The organism is Nostoc sp. (assembly GCF_036917315.1).
In the GTDB taxonomy this organism is placed as follows: domain Bacteria; phylum Cyanobacteriota; class Cyanobacteriia; order Cyanobacteriales; family Nostocaceae; genus Nostoc.
This window is the reverse complement of sequence record NZ_JBALDR010000008.1, coordinates 19849-31875: the sequence shown is the minus strand read 5'-3', so window position 1 is coordinate 31875 and position 12027 is coordinate 19849. Positions and strand designations below refer to the sequence as shown.

The window sequence follows — 12027 nt, the reverse complement described above, 5'->3', positions numbered from 1 at the left end:
CGTAGAGAAGTTATCGCGTTTTGATGAAATTATGGCAAAAGAGGAGCGATCAACTAACTAACCCTGACTTTGCTGTGTTTTAACACCTTCTAGCTAGAGCCTGAAAATCAAGATCGTGAGGGTTTGGCAGATACAAAAAAATATGCGATGGGCCAGCCATAGCCAATCACTTAATGGTAATGGAGAAATAGGTAAGCGCGATCGCTAACTAAGCCACTGTTACCGATTAAGAGTTACCGATAAGCAATTTCTAATTTGCTATCGATCTCTAAAATCTTAATACTTCTTGGCAAGAGTTTTAGAGCCTGTATCACTTTGCATAGATTGCTTGACAAGATCGGCCAATTCATCTAGTTGGCTAATTGCCTCTGCACCCTCTAGCTTCATTAATTCGCGGTCATCCCGCATTTCCGTCCAAGTAATACCGTAATCGGACACTAAAAATCGAATCAGATGGTTATCGCCCAAGCTAACCATAAATGATGCACTATTCATTTGGTCGCCACAGGTATAGCAAGATGCAGGATACCCACGCCGCTCTAATACAATTGCCAAGGCTTGCAGGTTCATTACTAAGTCTTGGACGAATTGTCGATGTTGATGTGCTAGTCTCAGAAACACTTTTGTCCTCCAGACACCACAGTAATTTGAGTTTCTTTTATATTTTCTTTAGATTTTCTCACCCATTGGTATTGTAAACTATTCATTACAATTACCAGACAAATGATATTGAGTCGTTAATTGACTACCTTGTTTAGGGTAGTAGATCGGGATTTTGAGGGCCGTATCAAACTATTCAGTTTGTAAATTCAAAATCTCGGACAGAATTGCTAAATTTAACTATATCTTTATACATTTCTGTCAGGGTAGATTCTTAGAGCAAGAGATCCGCTTTAAGAGTAACTTAAATTTAGCACTAGTCAACTACAGAAAAGCTACATATTTGGTTTTGATTGGCTATGTGCAGTCAAATACACTGTTATTAAACGCCATGATGTAGTTTTCCATCGTTATACTGTCTCTAGCTTAAATGTTTAATCTGTTCTGTTTTTAACGTAGATTTTGGTATAGACAAATGATTAGTTATACCAAATTCCTTTCTCCTATATATATAAAGTTAAGCAGATGACAGTGCGAATTATAGGTTAAGTAGTTGGAAAAGGATAAATACAATAGTTTATACAAAGCTAACGTACATAGTAGACAAGTATGAGTGTAGAATCCACAATGGGAAAACTTAACACTGACAATACCTAAACTCAGCAGAGCAATGTTGCCATTTAGGCAATATTTGCAGGTATTTTCGGATTATTTTCAAAAACTTGTACAAACCAAAGCACGATGAATTTAGAAGGATTCTTATCTTAATTTGGTTTGGCCAAATTTAATGTATATATAATATATTTCGATTATCTATCCAAAATAAGTAATTATTTTTTATTAATAACTCAGTTAAATAATTCGTAATTCGTCATAATGCTTTCTACAAGGGGCTACGCCTAGCTTGCTTTTCCATAGGGTACGCAAACTCCCCACCGTTGCACTAACCTAATTCATAATTATTGGCGAGACACTTGGGCGTTATTGTCTCTTTTTTCGCAGTCTTGAATTAGTTGGAGCCTAGATATCCAACTAATTCAATTATGAATTAAGAATTAATAGACTACTTGCCACCAACCGAAAGCTGGGCCGATAAAACGGATTGTTGCCCATCCTACAACCATAAGACCAATGCCTATCCAAGCACCACGAGTAGTCCAAGCGACAAATTGTTCGCCTTGAGTTTTTGTGATCGGAACCCAAGACAAGATCCGAGTCTCTTGACCGTATGTTTCCCCTAGTGTGGTTTTACGACGTTTTGCTTCACCCATAATCAGCAACTCAAATTCTACTTAGGTTCTAAATTTATTTTGCCAGGAATCATGCCTACAGAAAGGCGATGAATTGCATCACCTTCTATAAGCTGATAATAATGCTTGCTTTTAGGCGATCGCGCTTTGGTTGACAAAATTTAAATTGGTCATTGGGCATTAATAACTGAATTTTAAGCAGAATTTTCCTCATCGGTATTGGAAAACAGGCTGGGATCGAGATAGTTAATGCGTGCCAGAGGACTTAAAGCTGCGAGAATTTGAGCGCCGTAGCTGCGGTTAACTACACGACTATCAAGCAAAGCTACAATTCCTTGACTTTCTCGTACTGGGGCGATCGCCCGTTGTAATTCATTTAAAGCTGCTGGCAACAAGTACAAACGGAACCAATCTTGATGCGATCGCTTATAAAGAGCTACCCTACCAGCTACCAGAGGATTTTCTAAAGATGGTAGGGGCAAAGTCGCGATGATTAATAGATGGGGTGCTGGCAAGACTCGTTGATGTTCTCGCCAAAACTCCCAACCGCTAATCAAAATACCATTTTCATCTAAACAAGTTTTTTCTACTTGCACCCGCGAACCAAACTCTGAAGCTAGAATTGCCGCTACTTGAGCTTTTAGTGGTACATCTCCCACTAAGACAACAGTTAATCCTGGTGCTGTCGCACTTAGACAAACTAGTGTGCGGACTTTGTGAATAAAGGCCGCTTGAAATTCTGGCGTGTTGGGTAAGGGCAACTTATAGGGTACATACAGTTGAATTGCTTCCGCTTGACTTTCCGAGGAGAACTTCAGGCAAGTTAAATCGTCCAAACCCAAGCGCTGGCGAAAAAGGGGAGCCTCAGTTTCCGGTTCGATAGCGCTGCCAATTAAAACTACTGGTTGTCGCTGCCAAATAGGTGAGAGTATTTCCCCCAATTCCATTGGTGCGTAGTGCAAAGAAAATAAACCTTGTCTATGGGCAATAGTCGCCCAGAAGAGAGGAGGGGAAGTAGGGGGGGAAAGATTTTCATCAAGGGTTTGAAATTGTTGCCAAAAATTTTTCCACTTATCTGGGAGGTTTGCTCGATCTAAAGCTAAATACAGGCGATCTAAAATTTCTATTTCTGGCTGGGAAATTAGATAGCACTGATATGGATTAGCAGGATGCTGAAAGAGTTCGTGTGTTAGTTGTATCCGTGCTTCACGAATTGCCTCAGCTTGGTTGGGACAAGCCAGCATAAGTTGATCCCAATCATCGGGTTGAATATCTTGGGTAAGTTGATGACGCACCCAATCTTCGAGATCGTCTACCCCATCAATAATTGTGGGGATGCCTTGGGGAAAGCGATCGCCACCAGCCAATTGTCCTTTTAACCAAGCTTCTGGGGAAGTCAACAGTAGCCCTTGGAACTCAGCATCAGGCCAAGCATCACCTGTCCTAATCGATTTATTGGTTGGTAGCCACTGCTGTAGCCGGGGAATTTCCACCCGCAGTAGAAGTTGCTGCACTGTTTCTTGAGCAACAATAATTACAGGACCATGCCACATCAGGGCTGATGCCACGAAACTAGTACGATACCGCCCTTGATAGCCACTAACTGCCCCTACTTGAATTAGGGCGCTACGTCCCAGGCGCAAGGCGCGTGCTACCAACCGTGCCATCGTCAAATGATGGGGCCAGGAAGGGAACCCCGCTTGCGATCGCAAAAAGTTATGTAGTGACAAATGAACTTCTGCCTCAATCACACGCTTTCAATTCCATACAAAGTGACTTTTACTTCCAATTGCCCCATTTCTATTATCTTGTTATTTGTCATTTGTCATTTGTCAGTTGTCCTTTGCTAATGACCAATGACTAATGACCAATGACCAATTACCCAATACCCTAAATTATGCCAACTTACACAGGAATTTCCAGCGAAGCCTTCAGGCATCCACTAGATCGCCAAGCCGAGCAAGCTTTACGAAATTTGCCAGGATTTGATTTAATCGCTCGTAAATTTGTGGAATTTATCTACGAACGCCCTCAATTAGTCTATCTAATGGGTAACAGCATCCAAGTCGGGCCGCGTCAATATTCCACTATTTACCAGATGTTTCGGGAATGCGTCCGAGATTTGGACATTTACCCAGAACCAACACTGTTTGTCTCACAAAATCCCCAAGTAAATAGCTATGCCTTAGGGCAAGAAAATCCTTACATAGTCATAAATACAGGGATACTAGACTTACTAGACGAAGCTGAGATTCGGACGGTGCTAGCCCATGAACTGGGGCATATTAAATGTGGTCATACTATTTTAATTCAAATGGCGATGTGGGCGATGAGTGCTGCTTCGGCCTTGGGAGAATTGACCTTCGGCATCGGTAATATTGTCACACAAGGCTTGATTTACGCCTTTTTTGAGTGGCGGCGCAAAGCCGAGTTATCGTCAGATCGCGCTGCACTACTAGTGATGGATGACTTGAATCCCGTGATGTCAACGATGATGAAACTCTCTGGCGGCAGTAACAAATATGCCAATGAATGTAGTTTACAAGAGTTTATCAAGCAGTCAGAAAATTATCAGGCATTGGATGAAGATGGACTGAATCAGATATATAAATTCTTGATCTACAATGGCGCTCAGGGTATGATGTTGAGTCATCCTTTCCCTGTTGAACGCTTGCATTACTTACGCGCGTGGGCTGTATCCGAAGAATACCAGCAAATTCGCCGAGGAAATTATCAGCGATCGCCTGCTTCTGGATCGGTAAATGTCGCAGCAGAATCTTCTACAAATGAAACAGAAATTTTACGCCGTCAAATTGAAGAATTACAACGAGAAATCGACAGAATGAAAAGGTCTGAGTAGTTTCGAGTACTAAATAAAGATTAGTAGGGTGGAATGGTGCCTACTAAATTGTTGGATTTAGATCCCCGACTTCTTCAAGAAGCCGGGGATCTGCGTTAACGTACATCTCTCTATGGGAAATTAAAATACTTAGGAAAAAACCAGATAATTACTCCAGTTCCCAATACACAAATAATTCCCGCCAAGCCAGCCAGGGGTTTTTTATTTTTACCTGTGAACCAGTCAGAGACTTTACTTGTGTAAGTAATTAATTCTGCTGTATCTATGGTAGCGATCGCCCATACCCATCCGGCGTGCAATCCCCAAGCTAAACCCAAATTACCGCTAGAGGTAAAGCGTGCTAACACCAGTACCATTCCCATCAGCCATAATCCAGGAAGTTGGGGTGCAGTTTCGCGTTGCTCCCAAATCAGGTGTAAAAAGGCAAAAATCAAGCTAGAAATTGCTGCTGCTACCCAAACTGGGTAATCCTGCGCTAATTCTGTGAACAGGAAACCGCGAAAAACTAACTCTTCTATCCCACCGACTAACAACGCTATCAAGAAAATCGGTAGCAATATGGGTAGTAGTAACTGGAAATTAGACTTTTCAAAAAAACACCAACCTAATCCGAATTGCCCAATAAATACAATAGCGAGACTCAACACTCCCAAACTAAAACCTAGTGCTAAAAAACCAAGAGTTGAAAAATTGCCAACAAAGCCGTAATCTGAAAAAGATTTATTACTCAACCAAACAACTCCCCAGAGGATCGGGGGAGCTAATAGGTAAAGTGACACCAATAACGGCATTTTTTGCTCTGGCTGCAAAGGTTTAGGAGGTTGCCAATTAAGCAATATTGCCGATACTGTTGCTACTGGCAACCAGCAAACTATCCAGCAAACAAAAAATGCCGTCACTATAACTAGTGGCGGTGCATTTTCTATAAACGCCAGTAAGGCGTTGACCGAAAACTCAAAGAAAGTTATCAAAATAAACAAAAAAAACACGATAGACTTCTTGCATTATAGATTTCTTGCTGATTAATCAAGACTCTACTAAATTTGCTGAATTCTGCAAGGGGTCTAATCGTATTTTTTATCTGGCTACCAATTGGCTGTCGGGGTAAGGACAAGTTATCATCAACTGAAACTTATCTCTACCATCAGCAAATTTACTCTTCGTCTTCCAAATCTTCGTCTGATTCGTCAGAATCTATATCTTGTGAGGTTAGTTTTTTATCGCTTTCACCTAGTTGAATCAGGTGAATATGTTTGTATCCCAGCCTAATTTCAAACTCATCTCCAGCCTTCAAGCCCATTGCTTTGGTATATGTAGCACCAATTACAATCTGACCATTTTGATGGACGCTAACCCGATATGTCGGTTCGCGACCACGACCATCTTTAGGTGCTTCTGGACTTAGAGGAATTCCCCTAGCAGACAGCAAAGCGTCATAAAAATCGGTGAGATTGACACGAACTTGGTTATTCTTAGTAACAGTGTAATAGCCGCACTGTTTAGCTCTTTCTCGGCGTGGTAATGTGGAAAGTTCTTTTACTTTAGCAAGTAGTGCTTTTCCAGTTAATGGCGCGGTTGCAGTTTCAGTCATTATGCTCAAATTTTCCTTACTCTCTCCAAACTGATAAACTATGTAGTCTCATGCCAGCATTTAATTTTTTAGCATTAGCATAGAGCTACTGAAGACCCTAGTGTAACGGGTGAATTCCTGCCGATAGGAGCCAAAAGCACTTCTATATATGGTTGTCTACAACCAACTAGAGGCCATAGTTGCCACAGACATTAATTTTGGTGATGTTACGGCACTTTTAACCATTATTCGCCATCAGAAAGAAAACTATTTTCTTCTTTGGCGCTACTGTAGCGGTGTAACTTTCAGCCACCTTTACAAATGGGGTTAGGTTCTACTGCAAATAAGTCGTAGACCCAAAAAATTGCAGGTTTTTCACTTTCAGTGCTTGCCTTTCTTGGCAATGAGCAAGTAGAGTTTTCTCCACTCGTCCTCTCAAGCTTAGGACAGCATAGTATTTCAATAGAGTCCTACGGGCATACACCCTTTTGTCCTACCAGTAGAGACGCGAATTTTCTTGTCTCTACATTACGAATCAACAAAGCAGTAGTAACCGCGCTGATACGGCTATTGATTCTGGTTTTGCTACTTCGTAATTTTATATTAAATACTAGCATGGACTAATAATAGCAAAATAGTTGTTTAATTTTGAATTAAAGTTGCTGGTAAATTTTTATTTAAATTCCTGGACTAAAAGAAGAAAAAAGCAGTGACGATTTTCTTAACCCTTTCTTGCAAGCGCGAGTATTGCTATCTGGCTTTTATAAAAATTTATATAATTGAGACGAGCAGTTTTGACCAATGAGTTCAATCCCATATTTTCTTGATTGAGAGCAAGCCAAAAAGCGAAAAGTCTCTCACCTCCGGGTTTCGCGGTGCTCTAACTTTTCTTTGAAAGTGGTGGGGATTTTTCCTCGGTTTATTATCTTCAGGTCAAAAGCAGTCAGAGGATTTTGCACGTCTGTCTATGGGAAGAACAAATCTCTTAACATCTGCCTAGTGCTTGATTGCCACTACTATATATTAAACATGGGCTTTCACACTTCTATATAATCCAAAAATCCCGCCTTCGCTACCAATTGACGAAATTTTACTGTCAGGACTGCTTGACTCAAGTTGACATCAAGACATGTTGCTAACTTCACATACATTTCATTTGGATACGATCGCTAGGTCAAAGATCAACTTAAGTTACTTTTTAAGCAAACCCTTTTTCCTTTACATTCCCAAACAGAGAAATTTAATGCAAAGCTGCAATTACATTTTTGGCGTTTTAACTCAGAATTTGACGAAAATCTTGCCTACAACGCTACTACAAGTAAAATTTTAATGGTTATCCTTAAACTAGAATCAGTCGCCCTTGAATCGTCAGCCTATTAACACCAGGGTTTGAATTAGGGGCGAAAAAGTATAACTCACTTTTCGCAACTACCTGCTTTGACTCATGATTGTTGAGGCTGGTGAAGTAATTTTAAAATTTTGGTTAGTAGTTATGGAAGTTATTTTTAAGGTCATTCGACAGCAACAAAATTCCTCCCCTGTTGTGCAAACCTACCTTGTGGAAGCCGAACCAAGTAATACAATCTTGGATTGCCTCAATCAAATTAAGTGGGAGCAAGATGGAACTTTGGCGTTTCGCAAAAATTGCCGCAATACTATTTGTGGTAGCTGTGCTATGCGAATTAATGGGCGTTCGGCTTTAGCTTGTAAAGAAAATGTTGGGAGTGAACTTGCCAGATTACAACAAATACCATCATCCCCAAGTAAAGTAAATGCTATGGCTGAAATCACGATCGCGCCTCTTGGCAATATGCCCGTGATTAAAGATTTGGTTGTAGATATGAGCAGCTTTTGGAATAATCTAGAGGCAGTTGCCCCTTATGTGAGTACAGCAGCACGACAAGTACCAGAAAGAGAATTTTTGCAAACACCACAAGAGCGATCGCGTCTCGATCAAACTGGTAACTGTATTATGTGCGGTGCTTGTTACTCTGAATGCAACGCTCGTGAAGTTAATCCAGACTTTCTAGGCCCCCATGCCCTTGCCAAAGCTTACCGAATGGTAGCAGACTCCCGCGATAGCGATACCGAAAATCGTTTAGCAAGCTACAACGAAGGTACTAAAGGCGTATGGGGTTGCACCCGTTGTTTGTACTGCGATTCAGTTTGTCCAATGGAAGTTGCACCATTAGAACAAATTACCAAAGTTAAACAAGAAATTCTCACCCAGAAACAAGCCAGCGATAGTCGCTCAATTCGTCACCGAAAAGTATTGGTGGATTTAGTTAAAGAAGGTGGTTGGATTGATGAACGTCAATTTGGCGTACAAGTAGTCGGGAATTATTTTCGGGATTTGAAAGGATTACTCAGTCTTGCACCCCTCGGTTTGCGGATGATTGTTCGGGGTAAGTTTCCTCTATCATTTGAAGCTTCAGAGGGGACGGAACAAGTGCGATCGCTTATTGAATCTGTGCAACAAGTAGAAAACAAAAGTTAGAAGTGAGGAGTTAGGAGTGAGGAATTTTAACTCCTAACCCCTAACTCCTAACTCCTAACTATTAACTTCTAACTATTAACTTCTAACTATTAACTTCTAACTATAGTTCAACGCGGTTCTTGAGGTATATTCAACGGTTGTCCGTAACGGTCATATACTAAAACATCCCACTGACCATTATTACTAGACTCAAAAGCGATTCTGCTACCATCAGCGCTAATTGTAGGGTTGCGGACTTCGGCTTGCAGGTTGTTGGTCAAATTCCGCGATTGGCGTGTTTCTCTGTCGTAGAGAAAAATAGCCGATCGCCCCTGACGGCTAGCAGCAAACACAATATAACGACCATCTTGTGAAACGCTCGGATGATTTGCGATCGCATCAAAGGAATTTAAACCTGGCAAATCAACCAAATCACGATTTACCGTATCAAACATATAAACATCTTGGCTACCGCGCCGGTCAGTAATAAAAACAATGTATCTCCCAGAAATTTGGGGGTTTAATTCCGACGCTAAACTATTGAGACTCCGACCCCCTGGATCAAAGGGATAACTCAAAAGGCGAGGGTAGCCAAAACATCCAGTCAATAAACTTAAACAGAAAAATACAGGTATAAAAAAAACACGTTTCATATAATTAGTCATTAGTAATTAGTCAATAGTCTCACAACTCCTAACTCCTAACTCCTAACTCCTAACTCCTAACTCCTACGGAGGTGAACCCACAGTTGCACCGTTGGGAATATCTAACTCAATATTTGGCCCCCGGTCTAAGACTTCAATATCCCACTGACCACGAGTGGCAGTTTCAAAGACAACATAACGTCCATCTGGACTGATATTTGGTTTTCTAACCCAGCCGCGATAAATTGGTGTGACAATTTGCGACTGTTGCGTAGCGCGATCGTAAAGTGCCACTACAGGTCTACCTTGATCGCTAGTAAGATAAGAAATATAACGCCCGGTGTAGCTCAAACTTGGACTTTCGGCAATTGTCTCCTGTCGGTTTATCCCCGGAGTGCCAATAAATAGTTGCCTCTCCAAATCGTACACTAGTAGCTGCTGATTACCATTGCGATTAGATACAAACGCTAAAAAGCGCCCATTTCCACTCAAAGCAGGTTGCTCTTCGGTGTAGCGACTGTTAAGAGAAGTAGGCCCTATGGGAATATCGTTAGTACCACAAGATACAAGCAAACTTGTTAAACCAAAAACCAGGCTCCAATGAATTGGTCTTTGGAGCCAAAATGTAGGCGTAAATTTTTCCACCTCAACTGTTTTCCGTCGCCTCTAAACTTACTAGCACGCCAACTGTTTTAAATATCATCATCAAAATCGGTCAAATTATCTGGCCCCTCATTTGGTTTTTCCATTGGGCTGTATGGCACATAATCAGTTGGGATCGCATCATCATCTTCGCGCGGTCTTCGAGGAGTTGAGTCAGTGGGTGGACGACGCCTTCTCGGTCTGGGAGAAACATCATCTTCACGACTTTCGGGACGCTGTGACCCGTTATTACTACGGCGAGAAGGTTTTCTAACTTCCCCACCCGAATTTTCCCAATCATCAACTTGCCTAGATGAAGAACCCCAATTTTCATCTTCAGAGCTTTCAGAAGGGCGATTCACGGGACGACCAGAAGTCCGCCGACGCGTTCTATCAGATGGAGCCTGTCTTTCACTACTACTGTTGTTGCGGCGTTCTGTGCGACGGGGGGGTTGTTCCTCGTAGTAGTCATCACGAGTTGAAATCTCATCTCTGCTACCGCGAATGCGGGCACGCACTGGGCGTTCTTCCTCGTCTTCATAAGGCAATGGATCTAAGTCTGCCTCCATCTCAGCCCCATACCTCTTGCGGTTGCGGTTCATTGAATAATTTCCGCTTACCTCTCGCTCATCGTCCACAATCGGAGTATTACGCTTTGCTTGCTGGGTAGCTATACTCCGCAAGCGAATACTTTCAACTGCAAAAAACACAGTTGTACCAACTAAAAGCAATTGACCAAATTGTAAAATCGGGTCAAGCCGCCATCCTTGAAAGACAAGAATGAAGCCGCAAAGCAAGCCGACTGCTGCAAAAAAGATATCTTGATCTCGTGACAATTCTGGGCGCACAGTGCGGAGAAAATACAGTGCTGCCCCAGCCACAGCCAGGAAAATTCCTAGAATACTGGCTGAGTTTGCCCCAAAATTTACCTGAGCCAGAAAACTGGCTGAGTTCAGCCCAAAATTTATCATTGCTGTTTTCCCAATATCAAATCTATGTTAGCGAGTCACAATTAAAATCACTACTCTAATTAGTCACGATATATTGAAGCTTCAAAGCCTCTGGCAAAGAAGCTCTGAAGCTATTCACCGAAAAGTAAAAACACCTATGTCTGTCATCTATAACTGCCACCAGCCGCAGTTTATGCTGCTTTTGGTGAAATAAATGTAGATAGCTGACAGACAATCGATTACGAGAGTTAAATTAACTCTCATAAGCATTATGAACGCTGTATTTTATCTTTTTGGCTAATGAAAACTAGACCAACTGTAACGGGTATTACAACAATTGCTGTACCCCATAGCAGACTCCAAAGAAAATTTGCTAAAGAAGGCGTCATACTTCTCAACCTTTTTTTACACAGTTCATCCTAATTTTAATAGTGTATTACTTTCTTGAGAAGCCTCTAACTCTGAACTGCTAAACTTGGTAACTGCTTTCAGCATTTGTTGAGTTAACCACGTGGGCGAGTTCACTTTTCTATTTCAGAAGGAAGTGACAGCATTTGGTTAAAATGAGGATCGGAGTGCTTTACAAAGCTTAAAACTTGTTAGCGATGTCTACGATGGGCTAATCGGCGTCGCAAAATGCACATAGCCGTTGCCTAAGTTTTTTCTTTCTTTACAGATAGATAGTACCTGAAACCGATGACTGGTGTTAACCTGACTGCTTGGATTCTTGGCCCTGTGTTAGGGGTGATGACATTCTTATTTATATTTCGTATCATTCTCACTTGGTATCCGCAAGTGGATCTGAATCGTTTGCCCTTTAATTTAATAGCTTGGCCCACTGAGCCATTTTTAATCCCCTTGCGAAAGCTGGTGCAACCTATAGGCGGGGTAGACATTACACCGATTATTTGGGTTGGTATATTTAGTCTCCTGCGAGAAATTCTACTAGGTCAACAAGGATTGCTGACTATGCTATCTCGTGTAAATTAGGTTAAAGAATATAGGGTACAGGCTATAGCTTTTGAACCCTGTTCC

13 protein-coding genes are annotated in these 12027 nt (G+C 41.5%); 4 read left to right on the top strand and 9 right to left on the bottom strand.

What is annotated here, in order from left to right:
• Positions 1-276: 276 nt before the first annotated feature.
• From V7K84_RS03615 to V7K84_RS03605, 3 genes are all read right to left on the bottom strand, one after another.
• Positions 277-621, bottom strand: a complete 345-nt coding sequence (locus tag V7K84_RS03615) for a DUF1815 family protein (RefSeq protein ID WP_094350113.1) — start codon at positions 619-621, stop codon at positions 277-279.
• A gap of 1034 nt (positions 622-1655) precedes the next feature.
• Positions 1656-1871 (bottom strand): DUF2839 domain-containing protein, encoded by a 216-nt coding sequence (locus tag V7K84_RS03610; protein ID WP_289796446.1) that lies wholly within the window; start codon positions 1869-1871, stop codon positions 1656-1658.
• A 173-nt stretch (positions 1872-2044) separates the two neighbouring features.
• Entirely contained in the window at positions 2045-3601 is a 1557-nt protein-coding gene (locus tag V7K84_RS03605) for an ATP-dependent DNA helicase (protein WP_334836456.1), read from the bottom strand.
• Positions 3602-3747: 146 nt separating this feature from the next.
• On the opposite strand from V7K84_RS03605, the gene V7K84_RS03600 reads away from it, so the two are divergent.
• Positions 3748-4710: a M48 family metallopeptidase gene (locus V7K84_RS03600; RefSeq protein WP_334836454.1), complete on the top strand. Its 963-nt coding sequence runs from the start codon at positions 3748-3750 to the stop codon at positions 4708-4710.
• Positions 4711-4820: 110 nt separating this feature from the next.
• On the opposite strand, the gene V7K84_RS03595 is transcribed toward V7K84_RS03600, so the two are convergent.
• On the bottom strand, positions 4821-5699 hold the full coding sequence (locus tag V7K84_RS03595) for a CPBP family intramembrane glutamic endopeptidase (protein WP_334836452.1): 879 nt from the start codon (positions 5697-5699) through the stop codon (positions 4821-4823).
• A 164-nt stretch (positions 5700-5863) separates the two neighbouring features.
• Positions 5864-6301 (bottom strand): AbrB family transcriptional regulator, encoded by a 438-nt coding sequence (locus V7K84_RS03590; protein ID WP_094350106.1) that lies wholly within the window; start codon positions 6299-6301, stop codon positions 5864-5866.
• A 148-nt stretch (positions 6302-6449) separates the two neighbouring features.
• Here V7K84_RS03590 and V7K84_RS03585 point away from each other — a divergent pair, with 148 nt between their 5' ends.
• A complete protein-coding gene (locus tag V7K84_RS03585) occupies positions 6450-6611 on the top strand; it encodes a hypothetical protein (RefSeq protein WP_289796451.1) in 162 nt (53 codons plus the stop codon).
• Positions 6612-7772: 1161 nt separating this feature from the next.
• Positions 7773-8777, top strand: a complete 1005-nt coding sequence (locus V7K84_RS03580; RefSeq protein ID WP_334836586.1) for a succinate dehydrogenase/fumarate reductase iron-sulfur subunit — start codon at positions 7773-7775, stop codon at positions 8775-8777.
• Between the two features lie 107 nt (positions 8778-8884).
• Here V7K84_RS03580 and V7K84_RS03575 read toward each other — a convergent pair whose 3' ends face one another.
• From V7K84_RS03575 to psbX, 4 genes are all read right to left on the bottom strand, one after another.
• Positions 8885-9409, bottom strand: coding sequence for a TolB family protein (locus V7K84_RS03575; RefSeq protein WP_334836585.1), 525 nt, complete (start codon positions 9407-9409; stop codon positions 8885-8887).
• A 75-nt stretch (positions 9410-9484) separates the two neighbouring features.
• Entirely contained in the window at positions 9485-10045 is a 561-nt protein-coding gene (locus tag V7K84_RS03570; protein WP_099100803.1) for a TolB family protein, read from the bottom strand.
• 47 nt (positions 10046-10092) lie between these two features.
• Positions 10093-11013, bottom strand: a complete 921-nt coding sequence (locus V7K84_RS03565; protein WP_334836449.1) for a Ycf66 family protein — start codon at positions 11011-11013, stop codon at positions 10093-10095.
• Positions 11014-11261: 248 nt separating this feature from the next.
• A complete protein-coding gene (gene psbX / locus V7K84_RS03560; protein ID WP_099100805.1) occupies positions 11262-11381 on the bottom strand; it encodes a photosystem II reaction center X protein in 120 nt (39 codons plus the stop codon).
• A gap of 307 nt (positions 11382-11688) precedes the next feature.
• Between psbX and V7K84_RS03555 the strand changes: the two genes are divergently transcribed.
• A complete protein-coding gene (locus V7K84_RS03555; protein ID WP_094350101.1) occupies positions 11689-11982 on the top strand; it encodes a YggT family protein in 294 nt (97 codons plus the stop codon).
• Positions 11983-12027: the final 45 nt, after the last annotated feature.